Origin of the sequence: Paraneptunicella aestuarii, from assembly GCF_019900845.1 — a bacterium.
Lineage (GTDB): Bacteria > Pseudomonadota > Gammaproteobacteria > Enterobacterales > Alteromonadaceae > Paraneptunicella > Paraneptunicella aestuarii.
The window spans coordinates 2,819,365-2,843,681 of sequence record NZ_CP074570.1 but is presented as its reverse complement, the minus strand read 5'-3'; the positions used below and the strand labels follow the sequence as shown (position 1 = coordinate 2,843,681).

The following is a 24,317-nucleotide window of genomic DNA, read 5'->3' as shown; positions in this document are numbered from 1 at the left end:
AAAGCCGAATTGAAAAAGCAAGTGCAATGAAATAAAGGCTCGGTAAAGAGCCTTATATATCATCGGTTAATGCAGCAATTTGTTCAGTACCTTCTTCGAACGATTCAGACCAAGCGACGGCTTTATTGTACATTTCAGCCAAAGAATCCTGTTGTAATCGTAATACTCGCGCTTTTTTCTGGGTGTTGTACCAGCTTCCTGATTCATAAGCCTTCACTAGCTCCAAGTTGTGAAATAACACATTTTTGTAGCCTATGAGTGCTTCTCTGATTTCCTCTACCAAAGGTAATGCCTGAACGATATCTTCCATTGATTTATCCAGAATGGCATCAATTAAGGAGAATAGGCCGAGCAAAAACGCCTGATCTTTCATTGCGGGATGTGATTTTTCAGCAATAAATTCACAAAAGCGCGCTCTAATGACTGACATCCTGATGAGCTCCATGGGTTTTACTATTCCCAAATGAGCCGTCGCAATCAGAGAGATGAATTTTCTTGCTCTTTCTTCTCCAAGGTAGACTAAACCTTGCTTAATAGAGCCGATCGGCTCTACCAGTACAAATAATCCCGAATTAATAAATTTAAGTAATTTGTAGGTTAGGGAAACATCTTTTTCAAACAGACGAGCTAACCTGTCATAACTGAAATTGGGTTTAAGCACTTCCGCGTAAATAGCCATAACGATTTGATAACTAACATCTATATCGTTGTGGCTCATCATTTCTGGACGACAGAAAAAATAGCCCTGGAAGAAGTCAAAGCCCATTTCTCTGGCTTGTTCGTATTCTTCATAAGTCTCTATTTTTTCTGCCAGAAATTTAATTTGTTTATATTTTTTCTTTAATTCTGGCAGTATTCCACCAAGCTTATTAAGAGGCGTATGTTGAATATCAAACTTAATAAGGCGAGTGAAATTCATGAATTTCTCCCAGCCATGATGATATTGAAAATCATCAAGCGCCAAACGATATCCCTGATGGAACATTTCTCGACAAGCCTGGAATACTTCTTCAGACGGTGGTACATCTTCCAGAATTTCAACAACAATGTCGTTTGCCGGTAAAAGAGTCGGTAATCTGGCTAAAATAGCTTGCTCAGAGAAATTGATCAGCGCACGTTTACCTCTGGTAATTGTCTTAAAACCCACATTGAAGTGGTGATTAAGCATGAGTTTGGAGGTGGCTGCTGTTGAGTCAATATTAGGAAAACTGTTGCTAACGCCATCCCTGAAAAATAATTCATAGGCAACGGACTGTTTTCGGCGATTCAGAATTGCTTGTCTTGCCGCATAGACACGCATTTAGCGACTTCCTCCTGCTATTTCTAGAATGTTACTACTTAAATTTCGGTAAAATGCGTCAATCTGTTAAATATACTGCATTTTCACTAGTCGCCTCGTTTGGCTTTCGTGTAGAATTGCCCGCTCACCGTGGTCAATGACCATCTCACATGTTTTGAGCCGAATATTGGGGAGATTATGGATCTCGAAGCCATTATCAAAGAAGCGGAAAAAAGTATTGCTGCATCTGACAATGTCCCAGCACTGGACGAAGTTAGGGTTGCATTTTTAGGGAAGAAAGGCAAGCTTACAGGGCTATTAAAAAGTTTGGGGCAGTTATCTGCTGAAGAGCGTCCTGTTGTTGGTCAAAAAATCAATGAAGCCAAACAGGTTATCCAGGATATACTTCATTCTCGTGGCGAATTCCTGAAAGAACAGGAATTGTCTGAAAAACTAGCCAAAGAAAGCATTGATGTCACGCTATCTGGTCGTTACGCATCTTCTGGTGGTCTACACCCTGTAACTCGCACTATAAACCGAATTGAACAGTTCTTTGGTGAGTTAGGGTTTGAAGTAAAATCCGGGCCAGAAGTGGAAGATGCATTTCATAATTTTGATGCGTTAAATATGCCGGCGCATCATCCTGCAAGAGCAGACCACGATACCTTTTATTTTAATCCTGACATGATGTTGCGTACGCAAACCTCTGGTGTACAAATTCGCACCATGGAGGCTGAAAAACCCCCTCTTCGTATCATTTCTCCCGGACGTGTATATCGAAACGATTACGATCAAACGCATACACCAATGTTCCATCAAGTTGAAGGGTTGATGGTTGATAAACGAGTGACTTTTACCGAGTTAAAAGGGATCTTGCACGACTTTCTGGAACATTTCTTTGAAGAGAGTTTGCAGGTTCGTTTTCGTCCTTCTTATTTTCCATTTACCGAACCGTCAGCCGAAGTTGATGTAATGGGAAAAAATGGCAAATGGTTGGAAGTGTTAGGCTGTGGCATGGTTCACCCCAATGTTTTGAAAGCAGTAGATATTGACCCGGAAGAGTTCTCAGGGTTTGCTTTTGGTATGGGGGTAGAGCGTTTAACGATGCTGCGTTACGGCGTAACCGATTTGCGATCATTCTTTGAAAATGATCTTCGTTTATTGAAACAATTTAAGTAAGCAGACCGATGAAATTCAGTGAAAAATGGTTAAGAGAGTGGGTAAGCCCTGCTCTGACAAGTGAAGCATTGGCTGAGCAAATTACAATGGCCGGCCTTGAAGTAGACGCAGTTGATCCTGTTGCGGGTGAATTTTCAGGTGTGGTGGTTGGTGAAGTGGTTGAATGTGGTCAGCATCCTGATGCCGATAAACTGCGAGTGACAAAGGTTAATGTTGGTCAGGACGAACTTCTTGATATCGTTTGTGGCGCACCAAACTGCCGCCTGGGATTAAAAGTTGCTGTTGCTGTTGTGGGCGCAGTTTTGCCAGGTGATTTCAAGATTAAGAAAGCCAAGCTTCGTGGGCAGCCTTCTCATGGTATGTTGTGCTCCTATTCTGAATTGGGTATTTCAGAAGATCACAGCGGTATTATTGAACTTCCAGAAGATGCGCCGATTGGCACTGATATTCGTGATTATCTTGTACTGGATGATGTCACAATTGAAGTGGACTTAACCGCTAACCGTGCCGATTGTTTAAGCATTAAAGGTTTGGCGCGTGAAGTAGGCGTATTAAACAATCTGGATGTGACGGTTCCTGTTATTGAACCTGTTGCTCCAATGATTGACGATGAATTCGCTATCGAATTGGAAGCCAACGAAGCCTGTCCGCGTTATCTTGGACGTGTGATTCGTAACATCAATCTGGCGGCGACATCTCCTGTCTGGATGCAAGAAAAACTGCGTCGTTGTGGTGTTCGCAGTATTGATCCAGTTGTTGATGTGACCAACTACGTGTTGCTGGAATTAGGCCATCCAATGCACGCCTTTGATTTGGAAAAACTACAAGGCGGCATTAAAGTTCGTTTCCCTAAAGAAGGTGAAAAGCTGACTTTGTTGGACGGTAATGAAGTTGAATTAAAGTCTGATACTTTGATCATCGCAGACCATAAAGCACCTGTCGCAATGGCGGGCATTTTTGGTGGTTTGGATTCCGGGGTGACTGAATCAAGCCGTCATATTTTCCTGGAAAGTGCCTTCTTTGCGCCTTTAGCCATTGCAGGTAAAGCTCGTCAGTATGGTTTGCACACTGATGCATCTCACCGCTATGAGCGTGGTGTCGATCCTCAATTGCAGCGTACTGCAATGGAACGAGCTACCAAGCTGTTGTTAGACATCGTTGGTGGTGAAGCTGGGCCGATTACTGAAGCCGTATTGGAACAGCATATTCCTAAAATGAACGAAATCACCTTACGAGCTGAAAAGCTTGAAAGGCTAATTGGTATTGAGATCCCGAAAGAGAAGGTCACTGAAATACTGACTCGTTTGGGGTTGTCTGTTACTGAATTAGATGGCAAATGGGATGTTGTCGCCCCTTCTTTCCGTTTTGATATTGCCATTGAAGAAGATTTGGTTGAAGAAGTTGCTCGTGTGTATGGTTACAACAATATTCCAAATGAGGCCCCTAAAGCTGATTTGAGAATGCGTAATACCAAAGAAGCGAATATTACCTTAACTGAATTGAAGAATGTGTTAATTGCTCGAGATTACCAAGAAGCGATTACCTATTCATTTGTTGATCCAAAAATGCAAGCTGCGTTATTCCCTGAGCAAGAAGGATTTCATCTTCCAAATCCTATTTCTGCGGATATGTCGGTAATGCGTTTGAGTTTGTTACCGGGATTATTGCAAGCTCTGTCTTACAACCTGAATCGCCAGCAAAATCGCGTTCGCTTGTTTGAAACCGGATTGCGTTTTGTTCCAGATGAGCAAGCTGATTTGGGCTTAAAGCAAGAAGAAATGATCGCAGGTGTGATTTCTGGCTTGGTTTTGCCAGAAAGTTGGAATTCTGATAATCGCAAATGTGACTTCTTTGATTTAAAAGGTGATGTTGAGGCGATGTTGAACAAATGTGTTCAACCTGGAAAGTTCCGCTTCGAGCGAGCTAATCTAGAACAAGCCTCTTATTTACATCCTGGGCAAGCTGCTGCCATTTTCAATGGTGAGCAACTGGTTGGATATATTGGTGCATTGCATCCCAAGTACGAAAATTCTTTGGATTTAAAAGGTAAAACCTTCGTATTTGAGCTTGCTGTGGCTGCTTTAGGAGAGAAAGTGATTCCTGCGAGTAAGGAACTTTCCAAATATCCTGCAAACCGTCGAGACCTTGCTATTATTGTTAAAGATGAGGTCGCAGCGGCTGATATTTTATCTGCTGTCGAAAAATGTAGCGTAAATCAATTAGTTGGCCTAAACTTGTTTGACGTATACAAGGGAGAAGGGATCCCTGAAGGTCACAAGAGCTTGGCGATCTCTCTTACTTTACAAGATGACAACAGAACACTGGAAGAGGCTGAGATTCAGTCTATAGTGAATGTTGTAGTCGAAAAATTATGTACTGATTTTGGTGCGTCTTTGAGGGATTAGTCTTATGGCCCTAACTAAAGCTGAGATTTCGGAACATTTGTTCGAAAAGTTTGGATTAAACAAGCGTGATGCCAAGGATTTGGTTGAGTATTTCTTTGAGGAAATGCGCGAAGCGTTAGAAGCTGGGGAGCAAGTGAAACTTTCCGGTTTTGGAAATTTCGATCTGCGTAGCAAAAATGAGCGACCAGGTCGTAATCCTAAAACAGGGGAAGATATTCCTATTAAAGCTCGGCGAGTAGTAACATTCCGACCTGGACAAAAATTGAAGAGTCGGGTTGAGAATTCAAAGCCTTCAGAAACTCCTTAAATATTGTTTGTGATTTAATGAGAGTTAGTTCCTGTCGATATCTGTCGATAGGAACTAACCATTTTATACATACAGTCTGTTCTTATTTCCGAGCTTTGCTTGGTGTTTAAACTATTCAAAATTCGATATCTGCTATGAAAATTAAGATTGGTGTTAGCTCTTGTGTGCTAGGGCAATCAGTTCGCTATGATGGTGGACATAAAAAATCAGGTTTTGTGGCAAAAAAGGTTGCTGATATTTTTGAATTGGTGCCCATATGCCCTGAAGTTGGTATGGGAATGCCTGTGCCCAGGCCGACGATTCATTTAAGAGAATTTCAACAGTCAGATAATATCTCAATCAGATTGGTTGATTCCAAAGATGGTAGTATTGACCACTCTGAAGCTATGGAGAATTTTTATCAGTCTGTTCATTCTCGATTGAAAGCGATGGATGGATATATCGTTGCGGCAAAGTCTCCTTCCTGTGGCATGGAGCGAATAAAGGTCTATACCGAGCAGGGTGATTTGTTGCATCGTAAAGGTATGGGGTTGTATGTTGCGAAAATGAAAGCACATTTTCCTAATCTACCTATTGAAGAAGATGGGCGATTGAATGATCAAGGCTTACGTGAAAGCTTTTTCGTTAGGGTCATGGCTCATCATGAATTCCGTACCCAAGTGTTGGAACAGCCAAGTGTGAGAAGTTTGGTGGCGTTTCATAGTCGTTACAAGTTTTTGATCCTCGCTTATAAAGAAGATATTTATCGTCAACTCGGGCGTATTGTTGCTCAGGCGTCGCAGGGAGAGCTCGCCAGCACTTTGAGTGAGTATCAATCGCTAATGATGGCGGCATTATCTCGTACAGTTTCCCGTAAGAAGCATACTAATGTGCTTATGCATTTACAGGGATTCTTTAAGAAGCATTTGGAGCAAGAAGAGAAACGAGAGTTGTCTCAAGCGATTGAGCATTTCCGGTTGGGCTATGTGCCTTTACTGGCGCCCTTAACTTTACTGCGCCATCATTTGAAACGCTTTCCTAATCCTTATCTTGAGCAACAGGCATACTTACAGCCATTCCCTATAGAATTGGGGTTGCATGCTTAGGATAGAAAAATAGAAGGCTTTAGAAAAATCGCTGAAGAAATATAAGAGAAGATCACACCGAAAGCATTGGCTAACGGTGTGTGATATCTCTGATTGCCAGGTTTAGCGAGGTAATTTTGAACCTGGGTTGTTTTCAGTGATTTTTTCAGCCCAATAGGCTTTCACTGAAAAACCGCCAGAAGCTTTAGGCTTGGGCGCAGCTTTCTTAGCTGGGGCTTTTTCTTTCTTAGGTGCTTTTTCAGCTTTAGGCGCAGCAGCTTTTTCTGTTTTCTCTGCTTTTGCTTCGCTTGTATTGGTTGAACCGCTAGTGAGTTCTGCCAACATTTCTTCTATTTGAGCCAAACGAATATTTTTACCGCCGTCAACGCTATACCAGCCACTTTTAACTTCAATTTGTGGCTCTTTGCCATTAGCCGCTTTATATGCTTCGGTAAATTTGGCTATAACTTCGTCTTTATCCAATTTACTCATATCGTTATTGTATTGCCTTATTGATTTTAAGATTGCGAAAATTTAAGGCGATTGTTATACCTGCTTTTAAGTAAAATGTCTAATATTCGACCCAGCTTTTCATTTTAGAGAGGATATTCGCTTGGAAAATACCAAATTATTAGCCTATTTGGACGAATTGTTGCAGCCGTGGCTATTTCGAGACTATTGCCCAAATGGGCTTCAGGTTGAAGGAAAAACCGACGTACATAAAGTGGTTACGGGAGTAACGGCATCGCAGGCGCTGATCGATGCTGCAATTGATGTTCAGGCTGATGCGATATTGGTACATCATGGTTATTTTTGGAAAGGCGAAAATCAGGTCATTACAGGAATGAAGCGTAATCGTATTCGTGCTTTGCTTGCCAATGATATTAACCTGTTTGCGTATCATTTGCCGTTGGATTGCCATCCGGTTTTAGGTAATAACGCTCAGTTGGCCAAGCTTCTTGATATCGAAGGGAATGAACCGATAGAAGAGGGAAATGCGCAAAGTGTTGTGCGTCGAGGCTGTTTTGTGAATGGCATCGATATTAATGCCTTGGAGCAACGTATTAGTTTACAACTTGGCAGAAAACCATTGATTGAGGCGGCTGGGAAAGATGAAATTCATACTGTGGCCTGGTGTACCGGCGGTGGGCAAGGGTATATAGAATTAGCTGCTCAAGAAGGAATCGATGCATTCATTACAGGAGAAGCCTCTGAGCAGACTATTCATACAGCCAGAGAAATGGGGATTCACTTTATTGCTGCAGGACATCACGCAACAGAGCGATATGGGGCTAAAGCATTAGGGGAACATCTAGCTGCTGAACTGGGTTTGAAGGTTGAGTTTATTGATATTAACAATCCGGTATAGACATTGAGGCGCATTAGGCTGTTACCTGCAACTGGAACAGCCTGTTTTTACTGTTTATCCTAACTTTTGTGCCAATTGTCCCATCGTTTCGTACCACCAGGTTTCGGCTTTGCGTAAATTTTCAGATTGAGGTAGCTGTTGCCACCAATTGGCTCGGCTGGCATCTTTTGCCAAGTGTCCGGCTGGTGCGGGAATGGGGAACAAGCCTTTTTCATTAAATGTGCTTATGGCTCGAGGCATGTGGCTGGCTGATGTGACTAAAGCAAATTTCTTGTTTCCAAGTTTTAGTTTTATAGCATCAGCTTCTTCCGCTGTGTTTCTTGGCGACTCAATTATACTGATGTCTTGAGCTGGAATTCCCATTGCTATAGCCGCTTCTTTTACCATAAAGGCATTACTGAATTGTTCAGTTCCGCCATAACCTGATGTGATGATTTTGCTTCCCGGATTAGCCTTATATATCCTCATGGCTTCTGCTAGGCGATATAAAGAACAACCGTAAAGCTGTGCGGTGACAGGGAGCATACCATCATTACTATGACCACATCCTAAAACGACAATCGTATTTACTTTGGTGTCTAAATCATATTGCTTGAATGTTCTTTCCATAGGTGAAAGCAGCTTGTTAGCGATAGTTGGATTACCCAACATTATGACCATGAATAAAACGCATAACTGAGCTATGAAAGCCAGCTTGTTACGTTTTCGTATTGTCCAATACAAGGCCAGGATTAATAGGCAAGCAATAACGGGTAATGGCATAAGTAAATGAGCAACTATTTTTTTGAATGTAAATAAATCCATGATTTAATTCTGCAACTTTGAATGATTAGTCTGGTGCTGATGAGTAAAAACGATCGCAATTTTGATGATTTGGTACGTAAGTTTGACAAGAATATCTATGGTACCAGTAAAGGTAAATTGAGGCATGAATTGTTATTGCATCAATTGCGTGAACATGTTTTGACTGATGCGTCAATGGATATTCTGGATGCCGGTGGGGGCACTGGAGAAATGACTCGTGCTCTATTGCAATTAGGGCATAGAGTGACTTTGAATGACATTTCCAGTGAATCCCTATTGGCAGCTCAAGAAAAGTGTCAGGCATTCCCTGATGTTCAATATCTTTGCTCATCAATTCAGGAGATCCCTAAACAATCATCATACGATCTCGTTACTTGTCATGCGGTGTTGGAATGGGCCGCAGATCAAGGTCAATTGCTTGATGACTTGGTTTCTCTGACCAAACCGGGTGGATACATTTCCCTGAGTTTTTATAACTACCATGCTCAGCTATTCAGCAATATGGTGTACGGTAACTTCCATTTTGTTTTAGGTGGAATGAAAAAAAGGAATCAGGTTCGTTTGACGCCTCACTCGCCAATCACTCCTGAGAAGGTCATAAGCATGTTGGACAAGCTGCCTGTAGAGGTTGTGAGTCAGTCTGGTATTCGTTGTTTTCACGATTATGTAAAGCAAAAAGAAGCGATTGAAGAAAAGTACGATGAACTTTTTGCGTTAGAACTGGAATATGGAACTAAAGAGCCTTATATGTGGCTAGGAAAATATTTCCATATTATTGTTCGTGTAATTTAAATTTTCGTTTTTTTTCTAAAAAACTTCTATTTAATGTGGATAAATATTTATTTTTGTTAACTTCAGGTTAATAGAATTGCCGCGTCATTAGTGTTTATAATTTTTCATAAAATTAACTAGCTCATTTTAAGAAAATGCCTTGCATTTATTCTATGAATTGCTTTTAATCATCGATTCCTTTTACTGTCTGAAGAGGTGCATTAGCCAGGTAGGGTATTGGAGATGTCCAATCATCAGCGTAATTCTTTTAATAACCTTGTTATTAGCGTAATTATGCAGCCAATATTTGATAATTGTTATTTTTAATAATTATTACCGAGGGGGACTAATGCCGAGAATTGAAGTGTGTTGGAACACTTTAAATTCGGTTATTTGAGGTGAAACTCTGTAACTGTCGCTTCGTGGCACTAAATTTATATTTGGTGGCGGAGTGGGGTGCTTCGGTATAAGTGTTCTGTACTTTGTCGAACCTTTCGATACTGGCTTTCAGCCTGTTATTGATCTTCTGCTACCCATTCTCCCATTTTCTTGTATTTAACATTCAGGAATTTGTAGCTTATGAATCAATTAAACGTTGCGAAATTCGGTGGAACCAGTGTGGCTGATTATGATGCTATGCAGCGTTGCGCGGATATCATTGTTAATAATCCGGACACTCGAGTTGTTGTTGTCAGTGCCTCTGCTGGCGTGACTAACTACCTTGTGCAATTAGCTCAGGGGAATCTTACTGCAGAACAACAAGATAAGATAATTCAGGCTATTTGTGACATTGAATATGCCGTTATTGGGCGTTTAAAACAGCCGGCAGATGTATTAACTGCTTTGGATAACCTTATCCACGAAATGTCTGCAATCGCAAGAAATGAGCAATTATCTGAAAGCTTGAAATTAAAAGATGCGCTGCTTTCCTTTGGCGAACGAATGTCGTCCCTTTTATTTGCTGAGTTATTGCGTCAGAGAGGTGTGCAAGCTGTCAATTTTGATATTCGGCAGGTGCTAAAAACAGACTCTACTTTCAGCCAGGCTCAACCTGATATTCAAGCTACAAGGCGTCAGGCTCAAACACTCATGAAGCCTGAATTAAGCCGCAGTGTTTTTGTAACCCAGGGATTTATTGGATCTGATAGTGAGAACGCAACTACCACACTGGGACGAGGAGGGAGTGATTATACCGCAGCGTTACTTGCTGAGGCTCTAGATGCTGAAACGCTTCATATTTGGACCGATGTAACAGGTATCTTTACTACCGATCCCCGAGTTGCCAGCAGTGCCAGACCTATTCCTGAGATTAGTTTTGATGAAGCAGCTGAAATGGCGACTTTTGGAGCCAAGATACTTCATCCTGCCACACTGATTCCTGCTATTCGCTCCGGGTCGAAAGTGTTTGTTGGCTCTAGCCGTGCCGCAAATGATGGGGGAACATGGATTTCCAGAGAAACACAGGAACGTCCAGCTTATAGAGCTATTGCTCTTAGAAGAGATCAGGTGTTACTTACTCTGAAAAGCCCCAATATGCTGCATGCCACGGGGTTCCTTGCTGATGTATTTGGCATTCTTGCCAAATATAAAATTAGTGTTGATTTAATTACAACTTCAGAAATTAGTGTCGCATTAACAATTGATGAACCTCAAAATGGTACTCGTAAAACGTTGAGCTCTGAATTACTTGCTGAACTTGGGGAAATTTGTGATGTAAAAGTAGAGCAGGGATTATCATTAATTGCAGTTATTGGAAATCGACTTCAATCGGTTAATGGTGTAGGTGGGAAAATCTTGTCTGCCATGGATTCTTATAATTTGAGAATGATTTGTCATGGAGCAAGTCCGAATAATTTATGTTTTCTGGTTTATGCTGAAGACGCCGAAAGAATTGTTGAAAATTTACATCAAAAATTATTTGAATAGTCTGTTAATTTCATAAAAGGAGTCCTGCGCTCCTTTTTTTGCATTCCGTATTTTAGTGCTATTTTATTTTGTTCTACATGTTGTTTTTTATTGTTGTTTTTCTTTGCTTTTTTTATTTTTTTTGTTTTGTTGTTTTCTCTTATTTTTCAATGATAGTCTCTTTTTTCTTTTTTAATTCAAGTTTTAATTTTTATTGAAAACAAAAAAATATCCTATATGTGTTTAATAATGTGGTGATATAGTGATACACTTTTTCGCGCATTTAATATCTTGACGGTAATATTTCAACTCTATAAGATGCGCTCATTATTTCCATATGGAACACTATTTTGTTTCATTAACTTTTTAAAGAAAAAGCTTATATTACAATGGTTAAACATCGTTTTACCGGCGACAATTTGCGAGCCATGAGATTACATGGGAAAAAGACAACCATTGAGTTGGCTAAAATCGCAGGGGTTAGCAGACAGACTTATAGTTCTTGGGAATGTGGCGTTGGAAAACCCCGGTATGATCAGTTTTTACTTATTGCTAGTGCATGTGGTTTAACAAATGTGAAAGGATTGCTGAACGAAATGGCTGTTATTGTTCAAGAACACATTGAGAAAAATGCAATCGAAGATACAAAGGGATTCGAAGACTAAATATTGGCTTTTTTGGCTGCGAGAGAATAATCTAATTACTTTTGTAGCCTTTTCTTTCTACACATTTTAATTAGATCATAGAAAATAATTTCCTTCTGTTATGCCATCCAGTTTTTATCTGCTGCTTAAAAAAGCGAACTTTATTTAAAAGTGTCAGGTTTTTCTGACATCAACTTGTATATCATCCTCCAAGTCTCATTTCGTTGTCTTGTTTTTTTGTTAGGTGATAAATTTTTGTTTTCTAGCATTATTTGTTGAATGGAAAGTATCGAAAATCACTAGTTTACCTACTTTGAATGAATAACCTTGTTAGCGTTAAGGTAACATCGCTTGCCTCAAAAAAGTGTTTAGCTCTCTTCATTGTAGGGGGGTTTATATTGTTGATGTTATTAATTGGATGGGAGGTTTGTATGGGAATTCGCTCCGAAATGACAGGTTGTCACTTATTGAAAAATAAGCATTTTTCAGACTCTGCGAATTTAAATTATTTGAATTACCCTCCAAACTGTTTGGGTCATGGACGGGCCCCCCAGCTCAAATTTAATTTGGGCGAACGTCCATGACCTATTTTGATAATGCTAATTAAATTCTTTCGGCTTTTTTATGATTTTATAAAAGAAATTATTCATGCTATGTATATTACGTATGTAATAGTTAATTGTTTATTAATGAGATAAAGGTTTATTTTTCAAGCTCTTCTTTTATGTCATTCTCAAGTTTCTCAGGTGCAGTCTTTGGAGCATATCGTTTTATTACATCTCCTTTTTTACTAACTAAAAACTTAGTGAAATTCCACTTAATCCCTTCACTTCCAAAAATTCCTGGAGCGTTTTTCTTTAAATATGAAAATAAAGGTGAGGCATTATCGCCATTAACTTCCAGCTTTTTGAATAATGGGAATGAGACATTGTAGTTAAGGCTACAGAATTGAGCGATTTCCTTATCATCACCTGGCTCTTGATGCCCAAATTGATCACATGGAAACGCAAGTATTTCTAAACCTTGCTCATGATATTTATCATATAATTTCTGTAATCCTTCATATTGAGGTGTAAAACCACATTTACTTGCTGTGTTAACGATCAAAATTACTTTATCGGAATAATCAGATAATGCCTGTTTTTCTCCATTATTTTTAACTACGTCAAATGAGTAAATGTTGCTCATTAAATATTCTCTCTCTATTGGAAGGCGATTGATTAACTGTAAAAAATAACGTATTCATAGCAGTTATGCCATGAAATTTACGACGGAATATTGATGATACTATGACGAACTAGCAGAAAGAGAAATTTTAAAAAGTAGATAGGTAAGGGAAGTTTAATTGAATTGTATTATTAAGATTTATAGCGGGTAACAGCGGGCACTGTATTGCCCGTTGTTATCCACACATTGGATTAATAAATGGGTTCGTATTGCCATTGATGCTCATAATAATGGATCTTGGCTTTGGGATACTCTCGTTCAGCTCTCCAGGTACGATTATTTAGCTTGACCACGACACCAGGATATAACCTTTGAGTAGCAAACAGGCCAATTTCTTCAGTGTACTGTTCTTTAGCCTTTTTCATTTGTAGCGCTTTTTCTTCCAGCCACTCCATTAATTGCTTTTCATTATTGTATAGAGTGACAGCTTCTATCACTTTGTCTGCAAGTTCAGCTGGTATCTTCTTACTTTTAATAAAGGCTATCTTGTCTTCGTGACGTTTAAAGTTGCGTTGGATCTGTTGCACCATTTCGTCTAATTGTTCTTTCTTCTCAACCAGCATATTGAAGCCAGAGCTGAAATCAATCGACAATGTGCTACCTGAAACAGCGCCTAATGTACCCGCTCTAATCGCGTCTTGACTCTGGATCTCACAAGCGAACAGATTACCGTTAGGATTGTCTACCGGGCCAACAATAACACTTCCTCGGCAAACAATGCGGCTGTAGGCCAGTTGGCGTCCAATGGTTACATTACCATTGCACATAATATCCAAGCCCTGCCCGTGTTGGACGTGAACGCTGCCCTGAGCAATTAGCGACGTGCCAAATTCTGTGTTGGCTTCGTTAACTTTACCCATTGCCCCTTCGGTAATGATAATATCGCCGCCAGCTTGGATAGTTGCTGAGTCAACAAAACCGTTGATGGTTACATCCCCGGTAGCCACAATTTTCATTTTTTCTGTAACGTCACCGTTGACCAACACTGCGCCATCATAATTGATATTTCCCGTACCAACGTTACAGCCCTTGCAAATAAAGGTATCGTCTACCCACATCTGCTCATTTTTAAATTTCGGCATGCCGTTGATTTCTGATAACAACAGATTTTCATCGGTATCGCTTAGTTTGGTTCCTGAGCCGGGCTTAAAGGCTACCCATTGTCCTTGCTGGCTCTCTAGCGGGGTGTTGGTGACAGTATAACCATCTCTTCCTAATGTTGGTGGTAGTCGACGAGAAATCGGGGTACCCGCTTTAACACAGATAATTTCCCCCAAATTACGCATATCAACTTTCGATTCGTCTACACGTTGAGGTCGTAATATACGTTCCAGTGCATTAGGAACCAATGGAACAACTCTGGAGTTTTTACCGTGACGAGCAGGAAGCCCTTTGGCGACCAAATCTTCAACGACTCCACCAGGAGCAACTTGCTTAACCTCGGCAAGCAGTAATTGCATACGTTTTCGGCTTAAACCCCGAACAATTCCTGCATCTTTCGCAAGCTTGTTCAGGTCACTAATAGTGATATGTTTACCTGCGTTAGGAGCGGTGATGCTCAAATAGGCCTTCATTTCGTCTTCGTCCATTGCGAACCTTGCAATGGCATCACGACGTTCCGCAACACGCTCTATAATTTCATTATTTTTTGACGCTTGCTGAGCAATCTTGAGTGAGCTGGCGGCACTGGCAATGGCATCTTCCATAATGAAGAAGTTTGCATACTCACTATTTTTGACAAAGTTATGCAGTGCCTGCGCATCAACCCTGCCTTTTACTTGCCCAGGCTTGATAGTTAGCACAACATCTTTGTTATTTTCTTCTAGTCTGAGGGAGATGCCTTCCATAAACTATTCAATCGTTAGTTAACTTACTAGTGTAAGTATCGGCCATTTTTTAATTTATTGAAGTTTATAGTTGCTCGGCATAACGATACAAGTCTTTTATTATGCTTATTTTTTTCTGATCTTGTTGATAAGTGTCCGCAAGAGCCTCCAATTCATGTAGAAATGACTCTAAATTGATCGATGCAGGTGAAGTTGGATCGGTTAATCGATAGCGACGATGAGCTTGCCATTTTTGCATTTCTGATTCTGAAAAGGTGTCGGGAAAGTTACGTCCTCGATAGTAGAACAATAATCTATTTAATCTTGGGTCATCAAAGCTGTTAGTAAAATTACTGAGTTGATACTTATCGCTTTGGCGAATTTGCTCCATTTTAGCTTTGTCGCTGTGATTAAAAAATCCGCCAGAATATAAGGCAAATTCAGCATCAGATTCTTGAGGATGATCTTCTTGTTCAAACACGGCGCTTAATTTTTGTTGCAATCCGGTGAAAGAACGAAGTTTCTGTAAATTATCCAGACATATCTGACGATCAATATTGAGTCGCTCAGCATGTTCTGGCGTTAATGTTTTTGCGGGGGCAATGACCGGGCTCTTATTGCTATGTAGTAACTTGAGAGGTATGCGTGTTTCATTTTCCTGTAGTTCTGAATTTGGCGTGTAAAGTTTTGCTTTTATTTCTTCTACGCTTAATTCAAATAGTGGCTCAGGCGGTAGTGCTAAATTCACACAGATAGTTGCATTACTATTTACCGGGTGAGGGCTGATTGGCACTATCCAGGAGCAACATCCATTCGATGCTGGAAACCTTGAAGAAATATGAACCAGTGGCTTCATATTAAAACAATCAATCTGGCTATTTACATTTTTCTTGAAACGTAGCGAGAACACATAGTCGTATAATTTAGGCTGTTTGGTCTTAATGAGCTTGGCTAATCCAATTGTCGCTCGTACATCTGACAACGCATCGTGAGCATCGGCATGGATGATGTTATTGGCTATGCTTAATTGCTCAAGCTTAAAGCTGGGCGTTCCATCTTCTTTATATACCCAATTAATACCTTCTGGTCTTAACGCATAGGCGGCTCTTACTAAATCAATAATATCCCAGCGACTGTTACCGTTTTGCCATTCACGAGCATAAGGATCATGAAAGTTACGATAGGCAGTGAAACGCGTCATTTCATCATCAAATCGAATACTATTGTAACCCGCGCTACAAGTTCCTGGCTGGCTCATTTCAAAAAGAATTCGTTGTATAAAATCAAATTCCAATAAACCATCTCGTAATGAGCGTTGTGGAGTAATACCAGTGATCAAGCAAGCCTGAGGGTGGGGAAGACAGTCATTAGGGATTTGGCAATACCAATTCATTGGAGCGCTAATCTCATTAAGATCAAGGTCAGTTCTAATTGCTGCGAATTGACTGGGATGATCTTTATGGGGATCCGCCCCCCAGGATTCATAGTCGTGCCATAAGATAGAGGCTTGTTGTGTCATGTGCTATAAATGTCCTGTTTAGTTGAGCTGGCTAGTGATTTGTGATGAGTTGGAAGGGACTATTCTACGTTGTTATTAAGATAATCGCCAAGCCATGAACCAAGGCCGTTCCATGATTTCTTGATTACATATTAATTACGTGAATGTGAAATTTAATGACCGTTGAAAAGTATTTTGTAATGGTTTTGAAGTATTTATGAAATAAGTGGTCATCCAGTGTTTAATATTTCATCATATGTGGTTATTATATGCGCCTACTGGATATGCTAGCCAAGCTTGTTTTGTTTGCCTGGATTCAAAAACAAAGAAGCAGTACTGAAGCTGACAGTGTTAATTGTGTTACCTCTTCAAGCCCCTTCGTGGGGCTTTTTATATCCTCCTGTTTTAATTCAATAATTTCATGTAGATTAAGCTACTTTAAATGTAAAGTTTAGCGTTGGAACGCCACCAGAATTGTATTGGATGAGCTGATTTTGACGATATTGTTTACTGGTATGTAGGCTTTTATTGAAAGTCTCAGGCTTTATCATTTTCACCAAAGGTTTCAGATATGAAAAAAATGTCACCTCGATTGCTGATGTCATTTGGGTTATTAATTTCTGGCTATTGTTTTGTTAAGGCATCTATGGCCGCTGATATGGCCTCAGCAGAGGGGAACAAACAGCCGATTGCTTTTGCCATTCATGGCGGCGCAGGAACCATTACCAAAGCTAATTTAAGTGAACAGAAAGAGGCGCAAATCAGAGCCAAGTTAACGGAAGCTGTAAAAGCTGGCTATGGGCAATTAAAAGAGGGGTACTCCAGCCTGCAGGCGGTTCAAAGCGCTATTACCATTCTGGAAAATTCGCCGCTGTTCAATGCAGGTATTGGAGCCGTTTATACCTATAATGGAGAGCATGAACTTGACGCATCCATTATGGATGGCAAAACACTCAACGCTGGTGCTGTTGCTGGTGTAAAACGCATTAAAAACCCCATTCAATTAGCGTTTCAGGTGATGGAGCATTCCAATCATGTGATGTTGACGGGTACAGGCGCTGAAGAGTTTGCTGAATCCCGAGGTATTATGTTTGCCGACAATCATATGTTTGATTCTCAAATTCGCTATGAAGCGTGGGAAAAAGCCAAGGCAAAATCAGAAGCGGATAAGCAAGCTTTTTATTTCAAATGGCCAGATTATAAGTTTGGTACTGTTGGTGCGGTTGCTTTGGATAAAAATGGCAATTTGGCTGCAGGAACATCGACTGGCGGTATGACGCTAAAGCGTTACGGTCGAGTGGGGGATTCTCCAATTATTGGTGCGGGAACTTATGCAGACAATGCCAGTTGTGCAGTTTCTGCGACGGGGCATGGAGAATTCTTTATTCGTTACAATGTGGCTGCTGATATTTGTGCCAGAGTGAAATACAAAGGTGAATCGGCTGAGAAAGCTGCAAACGATGTGATACATAAAGTATTGAAACCCGTCGGTGGTAGTGGCGGAGTAATTGTGTTGGATAACAAGGGTAATATTTCAACACCATATAATACAGAAGGTATGTATCGCGCAAGTATTGATCAAAATGGTGAAATAATGGTCGGTATATATTAAAAATTGCGCCAGATCACGTGAAGCACTGGGAATAAGCAAAAGTAGCGAGTATCTTTAAACAAGACACTGTTCCAGGGAGTTGTATCAAGGCTAGCAATGGCTGGTATGGAAGCTATATAAATTAAAACCTGAAACCATGTTATGGGGGTACAGGATGGAATCGTTAAGAGTTAAACATTACTTAAATTCACGTCCGGTCACATTTACCACAGAAATGCCTGTGGCTGAAGCCGTTGAAAGATTGGTTCAAAGTCATCAGACCGGCGGGCCGGTTGTTAATGAGTGTCATGAGCTGGTTGGTTTTTTGTCTGAGCAAGACTGTCTTAGACAAATGATTGAATCCAGTTATTATCGCGAGCAAGTTGCTCGGGTTAAAGACATCATGCGCACTGAAGTATTAACGGTAAAACACTATGACTCTGTGTTGGAGCTTGCCCAAAAGATGATAACTGAAAAGCCCAAGGTGTATCCGGTTATTGATGATGAGGGTACTTTGATGGGAACCATTAATCGTTCACAAGTGCTCAATGCTATAGATATTCAACTCAGGGATGGGTATCGCAAACGTAGCCAATCAGCTTAATTCGTTTTCAATCTACGGTTTTATTAGCGCTCTTGTTCAAGAGCGCTTTACCCTGTTGATAAAATTCTCTAGGATCGGCGGCATTATTTTTCAGGTAAGTGAACGTAATTCTTGAGTCAATCTGCATCTTCTCGCCAGGCATCCCAAGCATTAGCAAGTAAGCCTCTTTTGGATTTAACAAGGGATATCTCTCGCTGTCTTACTCAAGACAGGCACCGCATTCAGCAGTTAAGAAAACAGCTTAAGCAACAATTAGGTGATGAAAAACGTATTGAGTTGCAAAATAAGCTCACGGCTTTGTATGAAGCTTCTACTCAGCAGTATGAAGCGCGCAGAGTGTCCGTGCCTGAGATTATTTATCCTGAATTACCTGTCTCGGAAATGAAAGATGAACTGGTTGAAGCCATTAAGCATAATCAGGTAGTGATTATTGCAGGTGAAACCGGTTCAGGAAAAACCACTCAGTTACCTAAGATCTGTCTTGAAGCCGGGCAGGGTATTGCGGGGGTTATTGGTCATACGCAGCCAAGAAGACTCGCTGCTCGTAGCGTCGCAACTCGTATTGCTGAAGAATTAAAGGTGCCTTTAGGGAGTGAGGTAGGGTTTAAGGTTCGTTTTAGTGATCAGACTCAAAGTGATTCGCTCGTTAAGTTAATGACTGACGGTATCTTGCTCGCCGAAATTCAGGAAGACCGCTATCTCAATAAATACGACACGCTGATCATCGACGAAGCTCACGAACGTAGCCTGAATATTGACTTCATTCTTGGCTACCTAAAGCAGTTACTGCCCAAGCGTAAAGATCTTAAAGTCATCATTACTTCTGCGACTATCGACCCGGAACGTTTCTCCGAACATTTTAGTAACGCACCTATTATTCAAGTGAGTGGTCGAACTTATCCGGTTGAAATTCGATACCGCCCTTTAATGCAAGAAGATGGTGAAGTATTAGAGCAGACACAGGCAATACTAAAGGCGGTTCATGAACTGGATAAGGAAGCGCCAGGTGATATTTTGGTCTTTCTTAGTGGTGAACGAGAAATTCGTGACACTGCTGAGTTTTTAAAGCGAGCGCAATTGCGTCACACCGAGATTTTACCCTTGTACGCTCGACTTTCAGCCAGCGAGCAGAACCGTATTTTCCAGGGACATAGTGGGCGCAGGATTGTACTGTCCACTAACGTTGCTGAAACCTCTCTGACCGTGCCGGGTATTCGCTACGTTATCGACCCTGGAACAGCCAGAATTTCCCGTTATAGCGTGCGCAGCAAAGTGCAGCGATTACCTATTGAAGATGTTTCTCAAGCCAGTGCTAATCAGCGGGCAGGACGATGTGGTCGTTTGTCGGATGGTATCTGTATTCGCCTGTATGATGAAGATGACTACAACAAGCGCGATGAGTTTACCGATCCTGAAATTCTGCGTACCAATCTGGCATCTGTTGTACTACAAATGATGTCGCTGGGATTAGGCGATATTAATCAATTCCCATTTTTACAGGCACCGGATTCTCGCAATATCAATGATGGGATTAAGTTGCTAGAGGAATTGCAAGCTATTCGCAAGCAAGGTGGTCAATGGAAAATGACTCAACATGGTCGCATGATGGTGAGATTACCCATCGACCCTCGTTACGCTCGAATGGTGATTGCTGCGACCGACACCGACAGCCTGTTAGAAACCATGGTTATTGTTTCTGGATTAAGCATTCAAGATCCTCGTGAACGCCCCAGAGACAAACAACAGCAAGCCGACGAAGCGCATCAGGAATGGCATGACAAAGAATCAGATTTTCTTGCTCTGGTGAACCTATGGTTTGGTATTCGTGAGCAGCAACAGGCTTTATCAGGTAATCAATTTCGTAAATGGTGCCAGCAACAGTTTTTAAATTACTTGCGAGTGCGAGAATGGCAGGATGTGTTTAGCCAGCTTCGCCGTTCTGCTGCGGAAATGGGGCTGCGTTTAAACTCCACTCAAGCTGACTATGAAGCCATTCATAAAGCACTGTTACCGGGTTTGTTATCTCATGTCGGGCAACTGGATAAAGACAAGGAATATACCGGGGCTCGTAATATCAAGTTCGCTATTTTTCCCGGCTCAGGTCTTGCCAAGCGCACACCCAAATGGGTTGTGGCAGCAGAACTGGTGGAAACCAGTAAATTGTTTGCTCGCATGGTTGCGGTGATCCAACCGGAATGGTTAGAAGTGCCCGGGCAGCATTTATGTAAATACCATTATGCTGAACCGTACTGGAGCAAAAAATCCGGAGCAGCTAAAGCAGTGTGTTCTGTTTCTCTTTATGGTTTGCCCATAGTGGTTAATCGTCATGTGGTGTATTCCGATATTGATCCCGGTGTATCTCGAGAATTATTTATTCGTGAAGCGCTGGTTCACGGCGAGACTCGACTGGATTTTGGATTTCTGAAAACCAATCAAGACTTGGTAGCGGATATCGAGAAAATGGAAGACAAGGTACGTCGTCGAGACATTCTGGTTGATGAAGAAATTCTGGAAGCCTTCTACGCAGAGCGACTGCCTGAGAATATTTGCACTGAAGCGGGTTTTCGAAAATGGTGGAAAGGGCAAAGCAAGAATCAGCAGAAAGATTGGGTATTCGACCCCGACAAGTTGCAAAAAGAAGGTGCTAGCGGAGCCAGTGAAACCGGATACCCCGATTATTGGACTCAGGGTAATATCAGCTTGCCGTTAGATTATCAGTTTAACCCCGGTGCGATTGATGATGGTGTTAGCCTGTTAATTCCCTTACCAATATTAAATCAGGTTCACGATCAGGGATTTGACTGGTTGGTTCCTGGCTTGCGCCACGAATTAATTGTGTCTTTGATTAAATCTCTCCCTAAGCAATACCGACGCAATTTTGTACCTGCCCCCGATTATGCCAATGCGGTGCTCAATGATATTCATCCTGAGCAAGGTGAATTCTTAAGTGTGTTGTCTCAGAAGTTATTGCGCATGACAGGCGTTGAAATTGGATTAGAGCAATGGCAGTGGGATAACTTGCCAGTGCATTTGCATTTTAATTTCAAAGTGCTGGACAACAATCATCAGGTCATCAAGCAGGGGCGAAACTTGCTTGAATTGCAAACAGCGTTAAAAGATAAGTTTAAAGAAACCTTGGATAAAACGGTTCCTGACAGCATTGAACAAGATGATTTGAATGAATGGAATATTGGTGAATTACCTGAACAGTGGACGAGTAAAACAGCCGGCTTTGAATTAAAAAGCTACCCGGCATTAAGTCGAGAAGGCCAGCAGGTTAATGTCCGTTTGTTTCCCAATCAGGATGAAGCTGTGCGCGAACATAGAGTGGGATTGCGTTGTTTATTAATGAAGCAGTTGCCATCTCCTGTCGGCTATTTGCAGGATAAATTACCAAATAAGGCTAAACTTGGACTGTACTTCAATCCATTTGGACAAGTTAAAAAGTTGATCGATGACTGTATCGAAGCCGTGATTGATGAATATCTCATTGCTTCGGATAACAGTATCCGTAGCCAGGCTCAATTTGAGTTGCTGACAAAGACTATAGCTGGTGAGTTAAATGAACGAGTATTGGTCGTAGCCAGTGAAGTAGAGAAAGGATTAACCGAAGCTCATGCCATAAATAAGAAGTTAAAAGGCAAAGTGGGCTTTGAAATGGTGCAGGCATTCAATGATGTAAAGCAGCATTTGGCATCCTTGGTGTATCCAGGATTTGTCACTGATGTTGGTGTTCGTCGTTTGAAAGATTGGCGTCGATATATTCAGGGGTTATCGAAGCGACTGGAGAAATTACCCGTCGATCCAATCAAGGATAAGCAGCATCAATTGAGTATTGAAAAGGTAACCGCACGCTATCAGTCATTACTGAATACAATACCTAAAGGAAGGCCTGTAAGCGACGAGATTGCTGAGGTACGCTGGATGATTGAAGAATTACGAGTATCGCTTTTCGCTCAGCAATTAGGTACAAGTATGCCAATATCGGCGAAACGTATAGAAAACTATTTAGATAATCTATAGGGAATACGAAAAAGGGATGTGGATGTATTAGACTTGCATTAAACCAATAGAGGAATAATCATGCTGCAGTACGACGATAAACGCTCATTTTTCAGAATGATTATGAATTCACCTTGTGAATTGCGTGTACAAGGCCAAGATGTCTCAAACCCCATTTCTGCTGTATGTAAGGATATTAGTGCGGTGGGTATGTCTTTTGAGGTGGGTGAGTCTATCGCAATTGGTACAGAGTTAAGCGTTTCTATAGATTCTAATAGTGCCCAAATCGCGTCTTTATCGGCGGTTGTTAAGGTGGTTCGAGAGCAAAAATTATCTGATAGCACCTTTCTGGTTGGTGTTGAAATTGTCAATATGACCTAGAGTAAAAAACTCAAATCAAGATAAGGAAATCTTTTGAGGTGACAGTTTTGGCTATTAGTACCAAGCTATCTAAGAGCTATTCCGCTTCGTATAAAGCCGTTTGTCTTTAAACGGCTTCACTTCTTAATTCACTCGTATTTTTGTTTATAATCCTTTCTTCACAAATGGATCGCAGGCTATCTTAATGTCGATAACCAATAACGGTTTTATTATTCAAAAAGCCATTGTAACTGGAAAAGTGCAGGGTGTTTTCTATCGTGCCACAACTCGTCAACAAGCGCTGGAGTTGGGATTAACAGGTTACGCCAAGAACCTGCCCGATGGTTCTGTTGAGGTTATGGCTTGTGGCGTGGAGGCTCAAGTTCAATCTCTTATGGATTGGTTATGGCAAGGGCCAGACCGTTCAAGGGTAGACAGTGTTACGATGCTCTCTTCAGATAGCGCCTCAAATAGCGCTTCAACAAATACAGACAATGAATTTCAGGTGCTCTAATGCGTTATGTTTCTTACTCGGAAGATGGAACTCTTTCTCTTCAGGAAACCAATAAACCAGATATTCAGCCTCATCAGGTATTGGTGAAAGTGGCTTCATTTGGCGTTAATCGAGCCGATTTATTGCAGAAGCAGGGCAAATATCCGCCTCCTGCCGGAGCAAGTAACATTTTAGGGATGGAAGTTTCAGGTGTTATAGAAGAGCTGGGAGAGCAAGTCACTGGTTGGAAAATTGGCGATCCTGTTTGCGCCATGATTGCTGGTGGCGGCTATGCTGAATACGCAGCTGTTGATGTGGGCTTGCTAATACCTTGTCCTGCGACACTTACAATGGCGGAATCGGCGGCAATACCAGAAGTCTTCTTAACTGCCTTTCAAGCAATACACTGGATTGGAGAATTGCAATCTGGTCAGAACCTTCTTATTCATGCTGGTGCCAGTGGCGTTGGGCTTGCTGCGATCCAATTAGCAAAATTACACGGAGCAAAAGTGGCTGTCACCTGTTCCAGTGAGGCTAAAGGCGATTATTGCCAAGAATGGGGCGCGGATATTGCGATTAACTACAAGCAACAGGATTTCTATCAAGAGTTGAAGCTGGCTTGGGGTGGTGTGGATCTGGTTATTGATATGGTCGCGGGGGATTACACCAATAAAAACTTGAAATTGTTAAACATGGATGGCTGTATTATCGACTTGGCAATATTGGGAGGGCGTTTTGTTGAACAGTTCGATACGGCATTGTTATTGGGGAAAAGGGCAACACTGGTTGGAAGCACATTACGGAATCGCAGTGACAGTTATAAAGCGGATTTGGTGAGGGATTTTACCAAACAGTATTTATCCCGGTTCGAATCTGGTGAGTTAAAACCCGTTATCGATACGGAATTTGAAATTTCTGATATTGACATTGCCCATGAGCGTATGGCGAAAAACGACAGTATGGGCAAATTCATTATTAACTGGGAATAG

Annotated in this window: 20 protein-coding genes and 1 riboswitch; of the genes, 14 read left to right on the top strand and 6 right to left on the bottom strand. The window is 41.3% G+C overall.

All coding sequences use genetic code 11. The features are described from left to right. Positions 1-52: 52 nt before the first annotated feature. Complete coding sequence (locus KIH87_RS10875) at positions 53-1,300, bottom strand: EAL and HDOD domain-containing protein (RefSeq protein ID WP_232357904.1); 1,248 nt, start codon at positions 1,298-1,300, stop codon at positions 53-55. Between the two features lie 177 nt (positions 1,301-1,477). Here KIH87_RS10875 and pheS point away from each other — a divergent pair, with 177 nt between their 5' ends. From pheS to KIH87_RS10855, 4 genes are all read left to right on the top strand, one after another. Next, positions 1,478-2,458: a phenylalanine--tRNA ligase subunit alpha gene (pheS, locus tag KIH87_RS10870; RefSeq protein ID WP_232357903.1), complete on the top strand. Its 981-nt coding sequence runs from the start codon at positions 1,478-1,480 to the stop codon at positions 2,456-2,458. Between the two features lie 8 nt (positions 2,459-2,466). After that, complete coding sequence (gene pheT / locus KIH87_RS10865) at positions 2,467-4,863, top strand: phenylalanine--tRNA ligase subunit beta (protein WP_232357902.1); 2,397 nt, start codon at positions 2,467-2,469, stop codon at positions 4,861-4,863. Between the two features lie 4 nt (positions 4,864-4,867). Beyond that, positions 4,868-5,170 (top strand): integration host factor subunit alpha, encoded by a 303-nt coding sequence (gene ihfA / locus KIH87_RS10860; RefSeq protein WP_232357901.1) that lies wholly within the window; start codon positions 4,868-4,870, stop codon positions 5,168-5,170. A 134-nt stretch (positions 5,171-5,304) separates the two neighbouring features. Continuing rightward, on the top strand, positions 5,305-6,255 hold the full coding sequence (locus tag KIH87_RS10855; protein ID WP_232357900.1) for a YbgA family protein: 951 nt from the start codon (positions 5,305-5,307) through the stop codon (positions 6,253-6,255). A gap of 102 nt (positions 6,256-6,357) precedes the next feature. Here the strand turns inward: KIH87_RS10855 and KIH87_RS10850 are convergent, their stop codons facing one another. Beyond that, complete coding sequence (locus KIH87_RS10850) at positions 6,358-6,726, bottom strand: hypothetical protein (protein WP_232357899.1); 369 nt, start codon at positions 6,724-6,726, stop codon at positions 6,358-6,360. A gap of 121 nt (positions 6,727-6,847) precedes the next feature. On the opposite strand from KIH87_RS10850, the gene KIH87_RS10845 reads away from it, so the two are divergent. Beyond that, on the top strand, positions 6,848-7,603 hold the full coding sequence (locus tag KIH87_RS10845; RefSeq protein WP_232357898.1) for a Nif3-like dinuclear metal center hexameric protein: 756 nt from the start codon (positions 6,848-6,850) through the stop codon (positions 7,601-7,603). 54 nt (positions 7,604-7,657) lie between these two features. Here KIH87_RS10845 and KIH87_RS10840 read toward each other — a convergent pair whose 3' ends face one another. Continuing rightward, positions 7,658-8,407, bottom strand: a complete 750-nt coding sequence (locus KIH87_RS10840; RefSeq protein WP_232357897.1) for an ElyC/SanA/YdcF family protein — start codon at positions 8,405-8,407, stop codon at positions 7,658-7,660. Between the two features lie 21 nt (positions 8,408-8,428). Here KIH87_RS10840 and KIH87_RS10835 point away from each other — a divergent pair, with 21 nt between their 5' ends. The 3 genes from KIH87_RS10835 (at position 8,429) to KIH87_RS10825 (ending at position 11,748) form a co-directional block, all read left to right on the top strand. After that, positions 8,429-9,199 (top strand): methyltransferase domain-containing protein, encoded by a 771-nt coding sequence (locus KIH87_RS10835; RefSeq protein ID WP_232357896.1) that lies wholly within the window; start codon positions 8,429-8,431, stop codon positions 9,197-9,199. A gap of 182 nt (positions 9,200-9,381) precedes the next feature. Further along, positions 9,382-9,648, top strand: a riboswitch (Lysine riboswitch). Between the two features lie 109 nt (positions 9,649-9,757). Further along, complete coding sequence (gene lysC, locus KIH87_RS10830; RefSeq protein ID WP_232357895.1) at positions 9,758-11,104, top strand: lysine-sensitive aspartokinase 3; 1,347 nt, start codon at positions 9,758-9,760, stop codon at positions 11,102-11,104. A gap of 368 nt (positions 11,105-11,472) precedes the next feature. Continuing rightward, positions 11,473-11,748, top strand: a complete 276-nt coding sequence (locus KIH87_RS10825; RefSeq protein ID WP_232357894.1) for a helix-turn-helix transcriptional regulator — start codon at positions 11,473-11,475, stop codon at positions 11,746-11,748. A gap of 681 nt (positions 11,749-12,429) precedes the next feature. Here KIH87_RS10825 and KIH87_RS10820 read toward each other — a convergent pair. The 3 genes from KIH87_RS10820 to sbcB all read right to left on the bottom strand — a co-directional run bounded on the left by KIH87_RS10820 (position 12,430) and on the right by sbcB (position 16,299). Next, entirely contained in the window at positions 12,430-12,915 is a 486-nt protein-coding gene (locus tag KIH87_RS10820; protein ID WP_232357893.1) for a glutathione peroxidase, read from the bottom strand. 230 nt (positions 12,916-13,145) lie between these two features. After that, on the bottom strand, positions 13,146-14,801 hold the full coding sequence (locus KIH87_RS10815) for a DUF342 domain-containing protein (protein ID WP_232357892.1): 1,656 nt from the start codon (positions 14,799-14,801) through the stop codon (positions 13,146-13,148). 64 nt (positions 14,802-14,865) lie between these two features. Further along, positions 14,866-16,299 (bottom strand): exodeoxyribonuclease I, encoded by a 1,434-nt coding sequence (gene sbcB / locus KIH87_RS10810; RefSeq protein WP_232357891.1) that lies wholly within the window; start codon positions 16,297-16,299, stop codon positions 14,866-14,868. Between the two features lie 625 nt (positions 16,300-16,924). Here sbcB and KIH87_RS10805 point away from each other — a divergent pair. The 6 genes from KIH87_RS10805 (at position 16,925) to KIH87_RS10780 (ending at position 24,317) form a co-directional block, all read left to right on the top strand. Then, complete coding sequence (locus tag KIH87_RS10805; protein WP_232361467.1) at positions 16,925-17,890, top strand: isoaspartyl peptidase/L-asparaginase family protein; 966 nt, start codon at positions 16,925-16,927, stop codon at positions 17,888-17,890. Positions 17,891-18,044: 154 nt separating this feature from the next. Continuing rightward, entirely contained in the window at positions 18,045-18,473 is a 429-nt protein-coding gene (locus KIH87_RS10800; protein ID WP_232357890.1) for a CBS domain-containing protein, read from the top strand. A gap of 111 nt (positions 18,474-18,584) precedes the next feature. Beyond that, positions 18,585-22,496: an ATP-dependent RNA helicase HrpA gene (gene hrpA, locus KIH87_RS10795; protein WP_408635733.1), complete on the top strand. Its 3,912-nt coding sequence runs from the start codon at positions 18,585-18,587 to the stop codon at positions 22,494-22,496. Positions 22,497-22,556: 60 nt separating this feature from the next. Continuing rightward, positions 22,557-22,856, top strand: a complete 300-nt coding sequence (locus KIH87_RS10790; protein WP_232357889.1) for a PilZ domain-containing protein — start codon at positions 22,557-22,559, stop codon at positions 22,854-22,856. A gap of 184 nt (positions 22,857-23,040) precedes the next feature. Beyond that, a complete protein-coding gene (yccX, locus tag KIH87_RS10785; RefSeq protein WP_232357888.1) occupies positions 23,041-23,349 on the top strand; it encodes an acylphosphatase in 309 nt (102 codons plus the stop codon). After that, positions 23,349-24,317, top strand: a complete 969-nt coding sequence (locus KIH87_RS10780; RefSeq protein ID WP_232357887.1) for an NAD(P)H-quinone oxidoreductase — start codon at positions 23,349-23,351, stop codon at positions 24,315-24,317. Before yccX ends, KIH87_RS10780 begins: the two co-directional genes overlap by 1 nt.

Bases quoted from the DNA above. Each gene is read 5' to 3' on its own strand.
- KIH87_RS10805 (WP_232361467.1), top strand. From the start codon at position 16,925: ATGGCCGCTGATATGGCCTCAGCAGAGGGGAACAAACAGCCGATTGCT.
- KIH87_RS10790 (WP_232357889.1), top strand. From the start codon at position 22,557: ATGCTGCAGTACGACGATAAACGCTCATTTTTCAGAATGATTATGAAT.
- pheS (WP_232357903.1), top strand. From the start codon at position 1,478: ATGGATCTCGAAGCCATTATCAAAGAAGCGGAAAAAAGTATTGCTGCA.
- pheT (WP_232357902.1), top strand. From the start codon at position 2,467: ATGAAATTCAGTGAAAAATGGTTAAGAGAGTGGGTAAGCCCTGCTCTG.
- KIH87_RS10835 (WP_232357896.1), top strand. From the start codon at position 8,429: ATGATTAGTCTGGTGCTGATGAGTAAAAACGATCGCAATTTTGATGAT.
- KIH87_RS10800 (WP_232357890.1), top strand. From the start codon at position 18,045: ATGGAATCGTTAAGAGTTAAACATTACTTAAATTCACGTCCGGTCACA.
- KIH87_RS10850 (WP_232357899.1), bottom strand. From the start codon at position 6,726: ATGAGTAAATTGGATAAAGACGAAGTTATAGCCAAATTTACCGAAGCA.
- sbcB (WP_232357891.1), bottom strand. From the start codon at position 16,299: ATGACACAACAAGCCTCTATCTTATGGCACGACTATGAATCCTGGGGG.
- KIH87_RS10855 (WP_232357900.1), top strand. From the start codon at position 5,305: ATGAAAATTAAGATTGGTGTTAGCTCTTGTGTGCTAGGGCAATCAGTT.
- KIH87_RS10780 (WP_232357887.1), top strand. From the start codon at position 23,349: ATGCGTTATGTTTCTTACTCGGAAGATGGAACTCTTTCTCTTCAGGAA.
- KIH87_RS10820 (WP_232357893.1), bottom strand. From the start codon at position 12,915: ATGAGCAACATTTACTCATTTGACGTAGTTAAAAATAATGGAGAAAAA.
- lysC (WP_232357895.1), top strand. From the start codon at position 9,758: ATGAATCAATTAAACGTTGCGAAATTCGGTGGAACCAGTGTGGCTGAT.
- KIH87_RS10825 (WP_232357894.1), top strand. From the start codon at position 11,473: ATGGTTAAACATCGTTTTACCGGCGACAATTTGCGAGCCATGAGATTA.
- ihfA (WP_232357901.1), top strand. From the start codon at position 4,868: ATGGCCCTAACTAAAGCTGAGATTTCGGAACATTTGTTCGAAAAGTTT.
- yccX (WP_232357888.1), top strand. From the start codon at position 23,041: ATGTCGATAACCAATAACGGTTTTATTATTCAAAAAGCCATTGTAACT.
- KIH87_RS10875 (WP_232357904.1), bottom strand. From the start codon at position 1,300: ATGCGTGTCTATGCGGCAAGACAAGCAATTCTGAATCGCCGAAAACAG.
- KIH87_RS10840 (WP_232357897.1), bottom strand. From the start codon at position 8,407: ATGGATTTATTTACATTCAAAAAAATAGTTGCTCATTTACTTATGCCA.
- KIH87_RS10815 (WP_232357892.1), bottom strand. From the start codon at position 14,801: ATGGAAGGCATCTCCCTCAGACTAGAAGAAAATAACAAAGATGTTGTG.